The organism is Thioclava sp. SK-1 (genome assembly GCF_001705665.1).
Classification (GTDB): domain Bacteria; phylum Pseudomonadota; class Alphaproteobacteria; order Rhodobacterales; family Rhodobacteraceae; genus Thioclava.
In genome coordinates this window covers 254,659-272,248 of the sequence record NZ_MDHA01000044.1, presented here as the reverse complement: position 1 = coordinate 272,248, position 17,590 = coordinate 254,659, and the positions used below count along the sequence as shown (strand labels likewise).

Annotated in this window: 17 protein-coding genes and 1 tRNA gene; 11 read left to right on the top strand and 7 right to left on the bottom strand. The window is 55.8% G+C overall.

The genetic code is table 11. From position 1 onward, the window contains the following. Positions 1-118: 118 nt before the first annotated feature. Positions 119-739: a bifunctional 2-polyprenyl-6-hydroxyphenol methylase/3-demethylubiquinol 3-O-methyltransferase UbiG gene (locus BFP70_RS11215; protein WP_176715550.1), complete on the top strand. Its 621-nt coding sequence runs from the start codon at positions 119-121 to the stop codon at positions 737-739. A gap of 93 nt (positions 740-832) precedes the next feature. Here BFP70_RS11215 and accC read toward each other — a convergent pair whose 3' ends face one another. Both accC and accB read right to left on the bottom strand, forming a co-directional pair. Beyond that, the gene (gene accC / locus BFP70_RS11210; RefSeq protein WP_066011651.1) at positions 833-2,182 is read right to left on the bottom strand and encodes an acetyl-CoA carboxylase biotin carboxylase subunit; all 1,350 of its coding nucleotides are present in this window, start codon (positions 2,180-2,182) and stop codon (positions 833-835) included. 10 nt (positions 2,183-2,192) lie between these two features. Further along, complete coding sequence (accB, locus tag BFP70_RS11205; protein ID WP_066011650.1) at positions 2,193-2,687, bottom strand: acetyl-CoA carboxylase biotin carboxyl carrier protein; 495 nt, start codon at positions 2,685-2,687, stop codon at positions 2,193-2,195. A gap of 276 nt (positions 2,688-2,963) precedes the next feature. Between accB and BFP70_RS11200 the strand changes: the two genes are divergently transcribed. Continuing rightward, positions 2,964-4,307 carry an NAD(P)-dependent oxidoreductase gene (locus BFP70_RS11200; protein ID WP_066011649.1) on the top strand — a complete coding sequence of 448 codons (1,344 nt, stop codon included), beginning with the start codon at positions 2,964-2,966 and terminating at the stop codon, positions 4,305-4,307. A 3-nt stretch (positions 4,308-4,310) separates the two neighbouring features. Then, on the top strand, positions 4,311-5,609 hold the full coding sequence (preA, locus tag BFP70_RS11195; protein WP_066011648.1) for an NAD-dependent dihydropyrimidine dehydrogenase subunit PreA: 1,299 nt from the start codon (positions 4,311-4,313) through the stop codon (positions 5,607-5,609). 114 nt (positions 5,610-5,723) lie between these two features. Here the strand turns inward: preA and BFP70_RS11190 are convergent, their stop codons facing one another. Then, positions 5,724-6,371 carry a hypothetical protein gene (locus BFP70_RS11190; protein ID WP_066011647.1) on the bottom strand — a complete coding sequence of 216 codons (648 nt, stop codon included), beginning with the start codon at positions 6,369-6,371 and terminating at the stop codon, positions 5,724-5,726. A 105-nt stretch (positions 6,372-6,476) separates the two neighbouring features. Next, positions 6,477-7,091 carry a TetR family transcriptional regulator C-terminal domain-containing protein gene (locus BFP70_RS11185; RefSeq protein ID WP_369820203.1) on the bottom strand — a complete coding sequence of 205 codons (615 nt, stop codon included), beginning with the start codon at positions 7,089-7,091 and terminating at the stop codon, positions 6,477-6,479. Between the two features lie 272 nt (positions 7,092-7,363). Here BFP70_RS11185 and BFP70_RS11180 point away from each other — a divergent pair, with 272 nt between their 5' ends. Both BFP70_RS11180 and BFP70_RS11175 read left to right on the top strand, forming a co-directional pair. Beyond that, entirely contained in the window at positions 7,364-8,236 is an 873-nt protein-coding gene (locus BFP70_RS11180) for a hypothetical protein (RefSeq protein WP_066011646.1), read from the top strand. Positions 8,237-8,334: 98 nt separating this feature from the next. Then, a complete protein-coding gene (locus BFP70_RS11175; protein ID WP_255356677.1) occupies positions 8,335-8,802 on the top strand; it encodes a DUF4174 domain-containing protein in 468 nt (155 codons plus the stop codon). Between the two features lie 46 nt (positions 8,803-8,848). Here the strand turns inward: BFP70_RS11175 and gpt are convergent, their stop codons facing one another. From gpt to fabI, 3 genes are read right to left on the bottom strand one after another with little or no spacing between them, the layout of a single operon-like run. Beyond that, complete coding sequence (gene gpt / locus BFP70_RS11170) at positions 8,849-9,358, bottom strand: xanthine phosphoribosyltransferase (protein WP_066011645.1); 510 nt, start codon at positions 9,356-9,358, stop codon at positions 8,849-8,851. 12 nt (positions 9,359-9,370) lie between these two features. Beyond that, a complete protein-coding gene (locus BFP70_RS11165; protein WP_066011644.1) occupies positions 9,371-9,988 on the bottom strand; it encodes a LysE family translocator in 618 nt (205 codons plus the stop codon). Between the two features lie 31 nt (positions 9,989-10,019). After that, entirely contained in the window at positions 10,020-10,838 is an 819-nt protein-coding gene (gene fabI, locus BFP70_RS11160) for an enoyl-ACP reductase FabI (RefSeq protein ID WP_066011643.1), read from the bottom strand. A gap of 165 nt (positions 10,839-11,003) precedes the next feature. Here fabI and pdxH point away from each other — a divergent pair, with 165 nt between their 5' ends. From pdxH to BFP70_RS11130, 6 genes are all read left to right on the top strand, one after another. Further along, positions 11,004-11,627, top strand: coding sequence for a pyridoxamine 5'-phosphate oxidase (pdxH, locus tag BFP70_RS11155; protein ID WP_066011642.1), 624 nt, complete (start codon positions 11,004-11,006; stop codon positions 11,625-11,627). A gap of 137 nt (positions 11,628-11,764) precedes the next feature. After that, positions 11,765-12,307, top strand: coding sequence for a cold-shock protein (locus tag BFP70_RS11150; protein ID WP_066011756.1), 543 nt, complete (start codon positions 11,765-11,767; stop codon positions 12,305-12,307). A gap of 45 nt (positions 12,308-12,352) precedes the next feature. Further along, a complete protein-coding gene (locus BFP70_RS11145) occupies positions 12,353-12,829 on the top strand; it encodes a DUF192 domain-containing protein (RefSeq protein ID WP_066011641.1) in 477 nt (158 codons plus the stop codon). Positions 12,830-12,891: 62 nt separating this feature from the next. Next, positions 12,892-12,968 (top strand) — tRNA-Pro (locus BFP70_RS11140). A 563-nt stretch (positions 12,969-13,531) separates the two neighbouring features. Further along, positions 13,532-17,209: a vitamin B12-dependent ribonucleotide reductase gene (locus tag BFP70_RS11135; protein WP_066011640.1), complete on the top strand. Its 3,678-nt coding sequence runs from the start codon at positions 13,532-13,534 to the stop codon at positions 17,207-17,209. A 116-nt stretch (positions 17,210-17,325) separates the two neighbouring features. After that, on the top strand, positions 17,326-17,571 hold the full coding sequence (locus BFP70_RS11130) for a hypothetical protein (RefSeq protein ID WP_066011639.1): 246 nt from the start codon (positions 17,326-17,328) through the stop codon (positions 17,569-17,571). Positions 17,572-17,590: the final 19 nt, after the last annotated feature.

The following is a 17,590-nucleotide window of genomic DNA, read 5'->3' as shown; positions in this document are numbered from 1 at the left end:
ATCAAGATGACTGAGCCAATGGCAGAAGGCAATTATGGGCTTTTTCGATTTTCTACCCGACCTCCCGCGATATGAAGGGCAGGCCGGTCCTGTTGAACGTATGAATTGTCGCCACGACATGATTATCGCACCGCTCGCGGATGAAATTGCAGGGGCTAGGGTGCTCGATCTTGCCGCGCATGACGGGCGCTGGACATTCGCCTTCGCCTGCGCAGGCGCGTCAGAGGTGGTGGGGATTGAAGGCCGTGCCGGGCTTGTGCAATCTTACGCGGATTTTCCGGCAGTGGATCATAAATCCCGTTCTAGCTTGCGCTGCGACGATGTGTTCGACGGGATGGAAAAAGCAATTGCCGCAGGCGAGCAATATGATGTCATCGCGGTGCTGGGAATTTTGTATCATGTAATGGATCACATGCGCCTGTTTCGATTGATCCGTCAGCTGAAGCCGAAGCTGGTGATTGTGGACAGTGAATTTGCGATCCGAAACGGCCCGGTGATTCAGCTTGTCCGTGAACGAACGGATAAAGATCTAAACGCGATTGCGCAATTCCCCGGACAGGAGCGAACCTTGATCGGCATTCCGTCGTTCCCTGCGATGGAAGCGATGGCGGATGTCTTGGGGTTTAGTTGTGAATGGATTGATTGGACGCGCCTGCCGGTGCAGCGGCGCAAGCCTGTGAATGATTACTTTCGGCTTGAAAACAAACGCCGGGCCACCTGTCTGCTGCGGCCAGTGTGATGTGTTCCAAATGAAACCACAGCGTTGCTGGGATGGCGGCGCATAAGGCAGCCGGCAGTGAAAAGGCCCGCGACGAACGCGGGCCTGAATGACTTATTTACCGAAGTTCCGCTCCAGCCATTTTTCTAGCCAATGGATGGAGTAGTTGCCCGATTGAACGTCTGGCTCTTGCAGTAGGGCGTCGAACAGGGGCACCGTAGTATCAATACCATCGACAATCAGCTCGCCCAGGGCGCGGTGCAGGCGCGCCAAGGCTTCCGGGCGGTCACGGCCATGCACGATCAATTTTGCGATCAAGCTGTCGTAATAGGGCGGAATAGAATAGCCGGTATACAGCGCCGAATCCATCCGCACACCCAAACCACCGGGGGCGTGATAAGCGGTGATTTTGCCCGGGCAGGGCGAGAAATTAGGCAGTTTCTCTGCGTTGATACGGACCTCAATCGCGTGGCCGTTGATCTGCAGGTCGTCTTGTTCAAATTCCATACCCAGACCAGCGGCAACCATGATTTGTTGGCGCACAAGATCCACACCAAAAATGGCTTCGGTAACTGGGTGTTCCACCTGAAGGCGCGTGTTCATTTCAATGAAGTAGAACTCGCCATCCTCATACAGAAATTCGATCGTACCCGCGCCCGCATAGCCCATCTGACCGATGGCATCGGCGCAGATTTTACCGATCCGCGCACGTTCTTCGGGGGTGATACAGGGGCCGGGCGCCTCTTCGAACACTTTTTGGTGGCGCCGCTGTAGCGAGCAGTCACGCTCGCCCAGATGCACACCACGGCCTTTGCCATCGCCAAAGACCTGAATTTCAATGTGGCGCGGACGTTGCAAATATTTCTCAATATAAACTTCGTCATTACCGAAGGCCGCTTTGGATTCTGAACGTGCCGTGCGGAACGCGGATTCGATCTCATCCTCGTTCAGGGCCACTTTCATACCGCGACCACCGCCGCCGGCAGTTGCCTTGATGATGACCGGATAACCCATTTCAGCGGCAACTTTTTTCGCATCTTCAATGGTCGGAACACCACCGGCAGAGCCGGGAACAACCGGAATACCCAGCTTTGCAGCCGTCTCTTTGGCGGTAATTTTATCGCCCATCATGCGGATATGTTCCGCCGAGGGGCCGATGAATTTAATGTCGTGATCTTCCAGAATCTGCACGAAATTCGCGTTTTCAGACAGGAAACCGTAACCGGGGTGGATTGCCTGCGCACCGGTCACTTCACAGGCGGCAACAATGGCAGGTACGGAAAGATAGCTATCGGTCGAAGAATTGGGACCGATACACACCGATTCATCGGCCATACGCACATGCATTGCGTCCGAATCTGCCGTTGAATGGACCGCAACAGAGGCGATCCCCATCTCGCGGCACGCGCGGATGACACGCAGTGCGATTTCGCCCCGGTTGGCGATCAGGATCTTGTCGAACATCTCAGGCCCCTTATTCGATAATCATCAGCGGTGAGCCAAACTCCACAGGCTGCGCATCATCCACAAGGATACGCTTGACCGTGCCGGATTTCGGCGCCGGGATATGGTTCATTGTTTTCATCGCTTCGACGATCAGCAGTGTCTGGCCTTCTTTGACCTGATCTCCGGGTTTGACGAAAGCGCTCGCGCCGGGTTCTGGTGACATATAGATTGTGCCAACCATGGGCGATGTAACGGCGCCGGGATGGTCTGCAGGATCTTCAGCAGCCGAAGGCGTGTCGGTGGGGGCAGGGCCTGCAATGGCTGCAGGGGCGGTCGCCGCCGCGGCAGGGGCAGAGGCAGCAGGCGCAGCCACAACGTTCATTTGTTTGGAAACGCGAACCTTCAGGCTGTCATCATCGCCATATTCACGGGTCACGGCGATTTCGGTCAGCTCGTTTTTGTTCAAAAGCTCAGCCAGCGCCTTGATGAAGGCCACATCATTTTCACGGGTGTTATCGGTCATGCTGTCCTCATTGCGTGCGGGAGGCATGATAGTTTCTCCGCCCGGCACGGCCTGAATGGTGTTTGCGTGCGCTTATACGCCACGAACGCAGAGGTGAAAAGCGCTAACGAACCAAAGGAATTCACTCCAGCTTGCTTAAACATTAATCAATTGGCCCGGAAATCAGGTTTTAGCGTCCTGTTGAAGGGCTTTTGCTGAGTAAATATTTTTTACCACTTGATAAAATTATTGCTTGTGCAAGCCTGAGCAAAACCAGATGCCAGCACGGAGGACACAATGTCCAATAGCCAGCTTACCGAAGGGATCTGTGCCAACCGGCTTAGCCCCGACGCATTGGCGCAGAATTTCACTGATATCGCGCCCTCGCTTACCGCACATGAAGCACAGGTGGCCGCCGATCGGTGCTATTTCTGCCATGATGCGCCCTGCCAGACGGCCTGTCCAACCGATATCGATATCCCGCTGTTCATTCGGCAAATCGCAACGCAGACCCCGGATGCGGCGGGCATGACAATTTTTGACAGCAATATTTTGGGTGGGATGTGTGCCAGAGTGTGCCCCACCGAAAACCTGTGCGAAGGCGCCTGTGTGCGAATGAAGGCCGAAGGTAAACCGGTCGAAATTGGGCGTCTTCAACGCTTTGCCACTGATGGCGTGATGGCGCGGCAAGATCATCCCTATACCCGTGCCGCAGCGACCGGGCGCACTGTGTCGGTGATCGGTGCGGGGCCTGCCGGGCTTGCCTGTGCGCATCGTCTGGCAATGAAAGGGCATAGTGTCACGATATATGACGCCCGGCCCAAAGCGGGCGGTTTGAACGAATTTGGTATTGCTTCGTATAAGGCTGTAGAAGGGTTCGCGGCGGCAGAGGTCGCATGGCTGATGCAGATCGGCGGCATCAAGATGGTGGAAAACTGGCAGTTGGGCCGGGCCGGGGACGGTGATTTGTCCGATATTCTGGCGCAATCTGACGCAGTGTTTTTGGGCATGGGCCTGTCTGGGGTAAATGCGCTGCGGCTGAAGGGTGAAGATAAAGACAATATCATTCCGGCAACGAATTTTATTGCTCAGCTGCGTCAGGCCAGCGATCTGGCCGCGCTGCCCATTGGGCGTGACGTTGTTGTGATCGGCGGCGGGATGACGGCGGTGGATGCGGCGGTTCAGGCCAAGCTGCTTGGTGCGTTAAATGTCACCATCGTCTATCGGCGTGGACGCGATGCCATGCCTGCGTCCGCGCATGAACAAGAGATCGCACTGTCGCGCGGTGTGCGGATCATCGAACATGCGGCCCCCAAAGCGATTATCGGCAATGGCGCGGTGCGTCATATTGAATTTTGCTACACCAAAAACGGGCCCGACGGGCTGGAAATGACCGACGCTACCTTCCGCCTGCCGGCCGATCAATGTTTCACAGCTATCGGTCAAACCCTTGGGGACATGCCCGAAATTGTGATTGTGAAAGGCGGCAAGATCATCACGGACGGCGCCGGGCGCACCAGTATGGCGCGTGTTTGGGCTGGGGGGGATTGCACCCATGCAGGTGATGATCTGACTGTGACAGCTGTGGCGCAGGGGCGCGATGCGGCTGAAGATATTCACCTTTTCTTGGCGAAGGGATAATCCATGGCGGATCTGACGAGCAACTTCCTGGGGATCAAATCTCCCAATCCATTTTGGTTGGCCTCGGCGCCGCCCACGGATAAGGAATACAATGTGCGCCGTGCATTTGAGGCAGGCTGGGGCGGTGTTGTGTGGAAAACACTGGGTGCCGAAGGCCCGCCGGTGGTGAATGTCAACGGTCCGCGCTACGGTGTCGTTTACGGTGCCGATCGGCGTGTTTTGGGGCTCAATAACATTGAACTTATCACCGATCGCCCGTTGGAGGTGAATCTGCAAGAGATGACCTCGGTCAAACGTGATTACCCGGATCGGGCGCTGATCGCCTCTATCATGGTGCCATGCGAGGAAGAGGCTTGGAAAGCGATTTTGCCTCGGGTTGAGGAGACCCGGGCAGATGGGATTGAGCTGAACTTCGGCTGTCCGCATGGTATGGCCGAACGTGGTATGGGATCTGCCGTCGGGCAGGTGCCTGAGTATATCGAAATGGTGACGCGCTGGTGTAAGCACTATACGCGGATGCCGGTGATCGTAAAATTGACGCCCAATATTACGGATATTCGCGCCCCTGCACAGGCAGCAAAACGCGGTGGTGCAGATGCTGTCAGCCTGATTAATACAATTAATTCAATAACATCCGTAGATTTGGATAATTTCGCACCGCAGCCCACGATTGATGGAAAGGGCAGTCACGGCGGCTACTGCGGCCCAGCCGTCAAGCCGATTGCACTGAATATGGTGGCCGAGATCGCGCGCGATCCAGCAACGGCCGGTCTGCCAATTTCGGGTATCGGCGGGGTCACAACTTGGCGCGACGCGGCGGAATTTCTGGCGCTTGGGGCAAGCAACGTGCAGGTGTGCACGGCGGCGATGACCTACGGGTTCAAAATCGTGCAGGAAATGATCTCTGGACTATCAGATTACATGGATAAAAAGGGCTTCACCAGTGTCGATCAGATCTCTGGTCGCGCCGTGCCCAACACCACGGATTGGCAATATCTGAATCTCAATTATGTGACCAAGGCGCAGATCAACGAAGACGATTGTATCAAATGTGGTCGGTGTTATGCTGCCTGCGAAGACACCTCGCATCAGGCGATCGCAGTATCGTCGGATCGGGTCTATTCGGTCAAGGATGAGGAATGCGTGGCGTGCAATCTATGCGTTGATGTATGTCCGGTGGATTGCATTTCGATGCGTGAATTGGCATTGGGTGAGGTCGATCAGCGGACGGGCACGCCGGTGGCGGGCTACGGAAATTGGACCAGCCACCCCAATAATCCGTCATCACAGGCGGCACAGTGATACGGCGATAGGTATCGCCAAGGGCCGCGTGGGAGCATCCACGCGGCCCAAGTGCAGGATCGCAAGCTGACTGGTTGGGGGGAGACGCGCCCGCGTAATCCCGCAGATGGCGGTTTAGCGGGTCACATCCAAGTCGTGCATGGGTTCTGCAGCGACAGTTTCATATCCCCTTGGGGCAGCTTCGGGTTCAGTAGTGCGCGTTTCGATCTGTTTGATCTCGGCTTGCACCTGTTCCAATTCGACCTTTTTGGTTTCCGCCGTTTCTGGCGGCGTTTCTGTCGGTGCCCTCGACGTCACCGTGCGGGTCATTGTTGTGACCGTTTCCGTGGTCGTGCCATCGCTTGACCGGCTGGTCGAGCGCGTTTCTTGCACGACGGGTGTCGATTGCGCCGGGGTAGCTGTTTCTACAGCAGCGGCATCTGTGCTGGCACTAAACATTCCCGCACGCAGGCGCGCAGCTTCTTGCTGTAGCTGCGTTACCCTGAAGGTCGGCGGCGGGCCAGCCGGTGCCGATAAAAGATCAGACGATGAGACGCTTTGCGCAGCCTCGTCTGTTGATGTGCGGCTTTTCACAGATTGCGCAAGCGCGGCAGCAGCCTTACCTTCTCCAGTCTGCGTATCAACGCTGCCTCCCATGCCACCGTTTACATTTGCACTTGAAACAACGGCTTCTACCGTTGTTGCCGGTGCAACTTTCAGGGCAGGTGTCAGCAGTAACGGTGACCACCCAACCTGTGGATTCAACCCAGTTATACGGTCCATCTCCCCAACTCCATTTGAGATGCACCCCCACATATTCAATCTACGCGCGGATATTTACCGAATCGTTAAGGCGGGCAAGGTCGGGCCGGGTCACAACCTATACGGTCACGGGACCAACAGTCTGGAAAATAAGGTTTCCAGGAAGGTCTCTGCCTCGGCAAAGGAATCGCGCTTTGGCCCCAAGATCGTGCGGACCTGGACATCGAAATCCGCATAATGCTGTGTCAGTGACCAAATCGAAAAAATTAAGTGATAGGGATCAATTGCGGCAATTTTTCCCTGTTGCGACCATGTTGCGATGATTGCGGCCTTGGCATCGACCAGAGTTTTCAGCTCTCCTTCGATCCCATCTAGAAAGCGCGGCGCCCCCTGCAGCACCTCATTGGCAAACAGGCGCGATTCGCGCGGCATTTCCCGGCTCATTTCAAGCTTGCGGCGCATGTAGCCCATGATTTCATCGCGTGGATCACCATCGGCATCCAAAGCATAAAGCGGTGCCAGCCAAACCTCCATCAGGCCTGATAAAAGCGCCACATGGATGGCCTCTTTTGATGGAAAATAATACAGCAGATTGGGCTTTGACAGTCCGGCGGCCTGTGCGATTTGATCCAAAGTCGATCCACGAAACCCATATTGCGAGAACACATCCAGCGCGGCCTCTAATATGGCCTTGGTGTTGCGCAGCTGAATGCGGGTCTGAGGGCGTTGACCCACTGACAGTGGCGGATCTTCGGCAGGGGGGGCGTTAGGGGTTTGCTCTGTCACACGATGTCTCCGGGCCGGGGGAAGGGGCTACATTTATCAATCATTACAGTTCAGTCTGAGCGCAAAGGGTGGCATTTGGGGAAGTCTTTTCCCGATCTATTCCAAAAACTATGTCTATTCTGCCCGAATGGTCAAACCATCAAGGGCAATTGTGCACGCGGATTTGTCATTTCGGCTTTGGGTGCGGATTTGCTAGGCTACGGAAATCTTTAGCCAAAGGAGATGTGATGATCCGCCCTGTTCTTGCGTTATGTGTCGGCATGGCCCCTGTTATTGCAGGCGTTCCGCTTGTACCGATGGCTCAGGCGCAAACCACGTTAGAGCGGTGCCAGACCTCTCTCCGGGGGCAGCAATATGAATTTGCCTATGATGCGGATAATACGTTGCTGCAAGACAGTCGTTCGATGCGGGAAAAATTGTTTGGTGGCAAGGGGGATATCACCTGTCCGGGCCTTGTGACACTGCGCGCCCTGACACCCGAGATGGAGGATAAGACGCGCGGCGCGTTTTGCCTGCAATGGGACAAGGAAAATGAGACCTACATCGGCTATGCCGAAGGGGCGCAAGATGGGTTGGGCCATTGCCGTGCGCCTTCTCGCAGTTTTTGCGAACGGGTGAACGGCTCGACCCAGGCGGCAAAATCTCTGACCGGTTCGGTGGGGGATGTCGCGCGCGACACCACCGGTAAGGTGGTGGGCGAGGATATCGGTGCCGTCGTCGTTGAAACAACCGGGGCAAAGTTGCGGGACCGGCTGCAAGATGCGGGTATCGCGGCCTTGGCAGCTGCAACGCCTGCCGGGCTTGCGGCGGTTGCGGTAACAGCGGTCGTTGTGGGCGGCACGGTCTATGTCTGTTCTGATAGTGGGGCGGGCGGCGCAGATGTTGAAGGGGTCCCCCAAGATCCCCAAGATGGCGCGACCGTCACTGTGGAAGGGCTGGATCAGTTAGGGGCCGATTTGCCCGAGGAAACACCCGCCGATGCGATCACGCCTGCACCGGTTCCAATGGTGGAAACCACACCGCTGACAGAACCAGAAGCTCCACCGGCACCCGTGCCCCCCACCTGCGCCACAGGCGCTGATTGCAGCAGTGCACCATAAGAAATATTGAATTTCTTATACGCATCCTTCAGACAATCATCGTAACGTATCGGTTAAGCACAAGACAGGACAAGATCACGCCCAACCGGGAGCAACGCATGAGACACTATACAGTAAGCTGCGTGACGCAGATGTGTAGGACTGGGTTAACGATTGGTTTGGGTCTGGGTATCGGCTTGAGTTTGGGCATCGCTGCCAATGCCGGTGCACAGGGGTTGGACAGACCGCTTGGCCCAAATGAGACCGCGCTGGATATGTTTCGCTGGGAAAACCGGCTTGTGGTTATTTTCGCCTCGTCCGATGCGGATCCGCTTTATGCGCAACAAAAGGATCTGCTGTCGCAGGCGCTTGACGGTTTGGCCGATCGTGACATCGTGGTTCTAAGCGACACGCAGCCGCAAGCGCGATCAGCGATCCGCGAGCGTTTGGGCGTGAACGGGTTTGAAGTTATGTTGATAGGCAAAGACGGCGGTGTAAAGCTGCGCCTGCGTCGGCCGATCCAGGTGCCTGACCTTTTCGCCGCAATCGATCAGATGCCGATGCGGCGAAAAGAACTTCAGGAATGACCCCGCCCTACGTCGATAGGTTAAAACCGGGTCGTAACGCTTTGTTTTAATTTTCGCTTCCGCGATAGGGTTGGACATATTGCAGCGCCATATCCCATGGAAAAAAGATCCATGTGTCTTGGCTGACTTCGGTAATGAAACTGTCGACCAAAGGTCGGCCCAGCGGTTTTGCATAGACGGTGGCGAACATTGCTTTGGGATACATCTCGCGCACCAGGGCCAAGGTTCGCCCGGAATCGACCAGGTCATCAATGATCAAAACACCTTCGCCCTGATCGCCCATCACATCCGCCTGCGGGGATTTGATCACATGCGGCTCTGACTGGGTTTGGTGGTTGTAGCTTTTGACCGAGATCGTATCGACGACGCGGATGTCCAGCTCGCGTGCTACGACGGCCGCAGGCACCAACCCGCCCCGGGTGATGCCAACAACCGCGCGCCACGCACCGTCATCGGGGCCTTTGCCATCCAAGCGCCAGGCCAGCGCGCGGGCATCGCGGTGGATCTGGTCCCAGCTGATATGAAAGCCTTTTTCATGTGGCAGGCGGTCATTCATCGTCTCTCTCCGTCAGGTCAGCGCCAATTTGGCTGCCAATAGCGCAAGCAAGCCGCCGAATACACGGTCAATCTTTGCTTTTGCGTTCAGATAAATCTGCCGTGTGCGCTCTAATGAGAAGACACGTGCGACAATCACGTTCCACCCGGCATCATTGATGAATACCATCAGCAAAATTACCGGAAATGCCCAAAGCGGGGCATCCACAGGGATGAATGTCAGGAAGATGGTGCCGAAGAAGACTGCAGGTTTGGGATTGGCCAGCTGGGTGGTGACACCTAGCCAGATCAGGCCCATGGGTCCGCGGCTGCGGCTGAGCTTGGGCAAATCCGTGTTTAAGGGCTGCGCCGCATCGCGCCACATTTTATAGGCCAGATAGGCCAGATACCCCGCACCAAAGAATTTCAGAACCGTGAGCAGGGCAGGGGCCAGTTTGAACAAAACCGCCAGCCCGAATAGCGCGGCACAGGCCCATACGCAGGCCCCCAGACCGACACCGATCGCAAGATATGTGCCGCGCATGAACCCTTCGGTCAGGCCGGTGCGTGCGCATAACAACACCGCAGGGCCGGGCGAAATTGCGGCCGCCAGATGCACAAGATAGATTGCTAAAAAGGCAGAGAAAATCATACGAGCCCCCCTTAAGACAGGGGGGCAAGTCTTACTTTTTGTTGGTCACAACGTCAATATCGGGCGCATCAACCGCCTTCATGCCTACGACATGATATCCCGCGTCGACATGCAGGTTTTCCCCGGTCGTGCCAGAGCCCAGATCGGACAGCAAGAACAGGGCGGCTTTGCCCACCTCGTCTTGTGTCACATTGCGGCGCAATGGTGAATTCAGCTCATTCCACTTCATGATATAGCGGAAATCCCCGATACCCGACGCAGCCAGCGTTTTGATCGGACCGGCGGAAATCGCATTGCAGCGAATGCCGTCTTTGCCCAGATCCTCGGCGATATATTTGATCGATGCTTCCAATGCCGCCTTTGCCACGCCCATCACATTGTAATGCGGCATCACTTGTTCGGCGCCGTAATATGTCAATGTCAGCAATGACCCGCCTTCGGGCATCATGGCGGCTGCGCGTTGGCACACAGCGGTAAAGCTGTAGACCGAAATATCCATCGTCATACGGAAATTATCCGCCGATGTATCGACATAGCGGCCACGCAGCTCGCTTTTGTCCGAAAAGCCGATGGCGTGAACGACAAAGTCGATCTTGCCCCATTTTTCTTTCAACGTGTCGAAAAGCGCGTCAATCGACGCCCCGTTTGACACATCACATTCGACAATCGTGTCGCAGTTCAACTGCTGGGACAAAGGATCGACGCGCTTTTTCAGGGCTTCTCCCTGATACGAAAGAGCAAGCTCTGCTCCTGCGTCTGCAAGCTGTTTGGCAATGCCATAGGCGATGGATTTATCATTCGCCAGGCCCATGATAAGGCCGCGTTTGCCCGCCATAAGGTTATTGGACATAATCAGGTAACCCCGCTTCCCTCTGGTAAGTGAAAGTGGCTTAGGTGAAACATGCGACTAAGACAAGCCATGCCAGACCTGCGCCCTTGGCAGGTGGGGCGTGAAGGATACATATGTGCCATACGCCACGCGTGATGTGGCGCAGACCACGCAGGAGTGCCGTTTATGTCAGATCGCAGCGGAAAATTTGCAGGGAATGATCCCTTCGTGATCGCGCAATCATGGTTGACCGAAGCCGAGGCGACAGAGGTCAACGACCCCAATGCCATCGCATTATCAACAGTGGATGCCGATGGGATGCCCAATGCGCGTATGGTCTTGCTGAAAGAGATCGAACCCAGCAGCGCACCATCAGGCGGGGCTTTTGTGTTTTACACGAATTACGGTTCGGTCAAGGCGCAGGAAATCGATGACGCGGGCAAGGCTGCATTTGTGATGCATTGGAAGTCTCTGCGCCGGCAGATTCGGGTGCGCGGCACGGTGGCGCGCGAGGACGGGCCGCAAGCGGATGCCTATTATAAATCACGTTCGCTGAAATCGCGCCTTGGTGCCTGGGCCAGCCATCAAAGCCAGCCACTGGAGGGGCGCGCGACCTTGATGGCCGAAGTTGCCAAGCTGACTCCGCGATTGGGAACCAACCCCGACCGTCCGCCATTTTGGGGCGGTTATCGCATTATTCCGACGGAAATTGAGTTCTGGGCGGATGGTGCATTTCGGTTACATGATCGGTTCCGTTGGGTGCGTGACCTTGCGTCAGATAACTGGCTGATCACACGCTTAAATCCGTGATTTCACGCTTCGTGAAGTCGGTAACATATGACAATTTCGAACTTTTCTCTTGATTGCGTGTGAAAATTTGCGACACTGGGGGGAACCTGCAGTTGGGCCGCTGCGGGGCAACCATTTATGATGTATCGGATTTTTTTATGGACGACTCGGTAGCGGGCCAGCGGAAACTCACCGGAAAGGTAAAATGGTTCGACCCTGGTAAAGGGTTCGGATTTATTTTGGATGCCGAGGGTGGTCCGGATATTTTGCTGCACGCCAACGTCTTGCGCAATTTTGGCCAAGGCTCGGTGGCAGATAATGCCCAAATTACAGTGCATATTCAGGCCACGCCGCGCGGTGTGCAGGCCGTTGAAGTGCTTGAGATTGAACCCCCTGAAGGCGATGAAAATGTCCCGCCGATCGAAGATTTAGGCCGGGCCGAGGTTGAGGATTTACACACCTTGCCGTTGGAACCATCGCGTGTGAAATGGTTCGATAAGGCCAAAGGCTTTGGTTTTGCCAATGTTTTCGGCCGGCCAGAGGATGTGTTTATTCATATCGAAGTGCTGCGCCGGTCTGGCTTTGCCGACCTTGGCCCGGGGGAGGCGATCTGCCTACGGGTGATTGACGGGCGCCGGGGCAGAATGGCCGCGCAGGTTGTCTCATGGGACGTTGCCTTGCGCAGCAGTGAAGAGGGCTGATAGCCTGCTGTCGAAACATCGGTGATTTTTTGGGGGGGGGCGGCAATGCGGCAGTTTATCTTGTCTTTCATGATGACGATTTGGGCCGTAACCGCTGGTGCCGCGCAGCTTACACACTGCGCCCCAGATGCGGCGATTTTCCAAACCGATAACGGGGCGCAGAGAATTGCCATTGAGGTGGCGCAGACCGCCGATGAGCGGGCCCGCGGGCTGATGTTCCGCGACTCCATGCCACAACAGGCCGGAATGCTGTTTGTTTATCCGCGCGAACATGATGTGGCCTTTTGGATGAAGAACACGTTGATACCACTGGATATGGTGTTCATGGATCATAGCGGCACCGTTGTCGATCTGCATGAAAATGCGCGCCCGCATGATGAAACGCCGATTCCCTCAGCCCAGCCTGCGCAATTTGTCTTAGAGGTCAACGCAGGGCAGGCGCGTGCGCTTGGTTTGCTGCCGGGCGCCATTATGGCACACAATCTAGTATCGCAGCCCGATGCGGCGGCACCGTGCAAATAGTTTCAAAAAAAATCACATACCCCCTTTTCCTTTCTGATCACTATCGTTAGAGAGAGCGCAGTCGGGGCATAGCGCAGCCTGGTAGCGCGTCTGTTTTGGGTACAGAAGGTCGTGAGTTCGATTCTCGCTGCCCCGACCACTTCAATTACATTTGGTAGTCAGTCACGTTGGAAATCTTCGGATTGTCCAATGTTTTTGATTCGGCCTATACCACATGTGGTGGCCCTGTGACCTGTGACCACAACGCCACAAAATTACTGCCCCGGAAATTGCGTAAAATTTGATCGGCATCGTTAAGAATTCTTAACTACATGTGGTAGGCTGTGGATGAAACCGGTGGAAAATCCCTAGATATCGCGATTTTTTCCAATATAGCTTGGCTATGTGGCGTTAACTTGTCCACAGGGGCGGCGGTGGATCTTGTGGAGGAATCGCACAATCCTTTGGCGGCCAAAAATATGCGCCAACCGTCAACTCGAAAAACCGTATTTGAATGGTGAAAGATTCATTGACCTGAGCGGCGCTCTCCGTCAATTTGTGGCCAATCGGCGATGGCGACACAATATGTGGTGTCCGCAGGCCCGGTCAGCTCAAGTCACATGGCACATGCCAGGACATCGCTTCGCGTTAGGTCGCGGTGGCGTGCGCTGTTCGGTTTAGACATCGCTTGGCAGAGTTTGTACACGAGATGGATCAGGGCAGATGAAAATTGAACGTAAGTTCACGACGGCACAAAACGGTGCCTATGGCGACATTTCCTTCACCACCACTGCGTCAGAGATCAAGAACCCTGACGGCAAGATCGTGTTCCGCAATGATGCGGTAGAGGTTCCGGCACGCTGGAGCCAGGTTGCGTCCGATGTCCTGGCGCAGAAATATTTCCGCAAGGCTGGCATTCCGGCCATCTTGAAGAAAGTCCCTGAAAAGGGAATGCCAGAATTTTTGTGGCGTTCGGTTGCAGATGACGCCGCTTTGGCGAAACTACCAAAGGAAGAGCGTTTCGGCGGCGAAACCTCGGCCAAGCAGGTGTTTGACCGTTTGGCAGGGGCTTGGGCCTATTGGGGTTGGAAGGGTGGATATTTTACCACCGAAGCCGATGCGCAGGCCTATTATGACGAAATGCGTGCCATGCTGGCCGGACAGATGGGTGCGCCCAACAGCCCGCAATGGTTCAACACCGGTTTGCACTGGGCCTATGGGATCGACGGTCCGGGTCAGGGCCACCATTATGTCGATTACAAAACCGGCAAACTGACCGCGTCTAACAGCGCCTATGAACATCCGCAGCCACATGCCTGCTTTATCCAGTCGGTCGATGATGATCTGGTTAATGACGGGGGCATCATGGACCTGTGGGTCCGCGAAGCGCGCCTGTTCAAATACGGCTCGGGCACAGGCACAAACTTCTCCAGCCTGCGTGCCGCGAATGAGGCCCTGTCGGGCGGTGGTAAATCCTCTGGCCTGATGGGCTTTTTGAAAATCGGTGACCGCGCAGCCGGTGCGATCAAATCGGGTGGTACCACGCGCCGCGCCGCCAAGATGGTGATCGTGGATATGGATCACCCCGATATTGAGGAATTCGTGTCGTGGAAGGTCATCGAAGAGCAGAAAGTGGCCTCGCTTGTTGCGGGTTCCAAACTGCATGAGCGCGAGCTGAACAAAATCTTTGAAGCGATCCGCGCCTTTGATGGCTCTGATGAAAGCTCGGTCGATCCATCGACCAACCCGGCGCTGAAAGCGGCGATCAAATCCGCCAAGGGTGTGATGATCCCGGAAACCTATATCAAGCGCGTATTGCAATACGCACGTCAGGGCTACAGCGCGATTGAGTTCCCAACCTATGACACTGATTGGGATTCTGAGGCCTATTCCTCGGTCTCGGGTCAGAACTCCAATAACTCGGTGCGGGTGACCAATGCGTTCTTGCAGGCTGTCAAAGATGATGCCGATTGGGAACTGCTAAAGCGCACCGACGGTTCTGTCGCCAAAACGATCAAGGCGCGGGATCTGTGGGAACAGGTGGGTCATGCGGCCTGGGCCTGCGCCGATCCGGGGATTCAGTTCCACGACACAGTTAATGAATGGCACACCTGCCCGGAAGATGGTCCGATCCGTGGGTCCAACCCATGTTCGGAATACATGTTCTTGGACGATACCGCATGTAACCTGGCGTCGATGAATTTGCTGACCTTCTATAAGGACGGCGCGTTTGATGCAGAAGCCTATATGCATGCCACCCGCATCTGGACAGTGACGCTGGAAATCTCGGTTTTGATGGCGCAGTTCCCATCAAAAGAGATCGCCCAGCGGTCTTATGATTTCCGCACCCTGGGTCTGGGCTATGCCAATATCGGCGGTTTGCTGATGAATATGGGCTACGGCTATGACAGTGACGAGGGACGGGCGTTGACCGGTGCCTTGACCGCGATCATGACCGGCGTGTCCTATGCAACCTCGGCCGAAATGGCGGGGGAGCTGGGAACTTTCCCAGGCTATAAGAAAAACGCCGATCACATGCTGCGCGTCATCCGTAACCACCGCAATGCGGCCTATGGTAAAACCGACGGCTATGAAGCCCTGGCGGTGAAGCCGGTTCCGCTGGATCTGGAAAACTGCCCGCAAGAGGGTCTGACCGCGCTGGCCAAAGGCGCATGGGATCAGGCGCTGTCGCTGGGTGAACAGCACGGCTACCGTAACGCCCAGGTGTCGGTCATCGCACCGACTGGCACGATCGGTCTGGTGATGGATTGTGACACGACCGGGATCGAGCCAGACTTTGCATTGGTGAAATTCAAGAAGCTTGCCGGTGGCGGGTATTTCAAGATCATCAACCAATCGGTTCCTGCGGCCTTGGCAAAGCTGGGCTATGGATCGGCGCAGGCCGAGGAAATCGTGTCTTATGCTGTTGGTCATGCTTCGTTGGGCAATTGCCCGGCGATCAACACCACATCATTGATCGGTCACGGGTTTGGTGAAGCCGAGCTGAAAAAGATTGCCGCGGCGCTGCCATCGGCATTCGACATCCGCTTTGTGTTCAACCAATGGACCCTAGGCGAAGATTTCTGCTTGAAAACACTGGGTATTCCAGTGGCCAAATTGAACGACCCGTCTTTTGACATGCTGCGCCACCTTGGCTTTACCAAGGCCCAGATCGACGCTGCCAATGATCATGTTTGCGGCACGATGACATTGGAGGGTGCGCCGCATCTGAAGGACGAACATCTGTCGGTCTTTGACTGCGCCAACCCTTGCGGTAAGAAAGGCAAGCGCTTCTTGTCGGTGGACAGCCACATTACGATGATGGCCGCGGCACAGTCGTTCATTTCCGGCGCGATCTCAAAAACGATCAATATGCCGAACAATGCCACCATCGAAGACGTGAAAGCGGCGTATGAGCTGTCATGGTCCTTGGGCATCAAGGCCAACGCGCTGTATCGTGACGGGTCGAAGTTGTCGCAGCCATTGGCCGCCGCGCTGATCGAAGACGACGAAGAGGCAGAAGAGGTTCTGGCCTCGGGTACGCCGCAGGAAAAAGCCGCTGTTCTGGCCGAAAAGATCATTGAGAAAGTGATCGTCAAAGAGCTGGTCCGGTCCAACCGTGAAAAGCTGCCTTCGCGCCGCAAGGGCTATACCCAAAAGGCGATTGTCGGCGGTCATAAGGTCTATCTGCGCACCGGGGAATATGATGACGGTGCGCTTGGCGAGATCTTCATCGATATGCACAAAGAGGGTGCAGGCTTCCGCGCGATGATGAACAACTTCGCCATCGCTGTGTCAGTTGGCTTGCAATATGGCGTGCCGTTGGATGAATTCGTCGATGCGTTCACCTTCACCAAATTTGAACCCGCTGGCATGGTGCAGGGCAATGACTCGGTGAAATCGGCCACCTCGATCCTGGATTATGTGTTCCGCGAATTGGCGATTTCCTATCTGGATCGCACCGATCTGGCGCATGTCAAACCACAGGGCCACACATTTGATGATCTGGGCGGTGGCTCACATGAAGGTCAGACCAATATCGAAGACATCAGCGAAGATGCGGCGCAAAAATCTTTGGAAGTGCTGCGCCAGATCTCGTCCTCGGGCTATCTGCGTAAACGGATGCCGCAAGAGCTGATGGTGCTGCAAGGCGGACAGGCGACGACGACGACCGTCACCGCAACCAGCGAAAGCGTCACTGCGTTTGCCACCCAGCCCAGCCAACAGCCGCAGGCATCCACTGCGGTGGCATCGGGCACGGTGTCGATGGACCGGCGCGCCAAGGCCAAGATGCAAGGCTATGAGGGCGAAGCCTGTGGCGATTGTGGCAATTACACGCTGGTGCGCAATGGCACCTGCATGAAGTGCAACACCTGTGGCGGCACCTCTGGTTGCAGCTAAGGGCGATTGCCGCAAAATGACCGTCCCCGGATGTGCGCAGTCGCGACCGGGGATACCCTAACCGGGGCCGTTTGGGTGCCGGAGTTAAGAGTATTTGCGTTCACAAGGACGATCCAATGCAGCTGATCATTGCAACACAAGCCTTTGCCGATGTTCCATTGCGCCGCATTTCCGGCGGGTATCAGGCCGAGCTGGCCGGCCCTGCATTGAAACATCTGGTTGATGCCAGCTTTGGCGGTGCCTCGATTGAGGTGCTGGAACATGACCGCACACCGCAGGCGTTAAACGTGACAGAAATCCAGATGGCGGGGCGCACGACCCGTGTCACATTGATGAGCTGCGGCGCCAAACAGCTGCATTGAACGCAATGACCCAGATCGG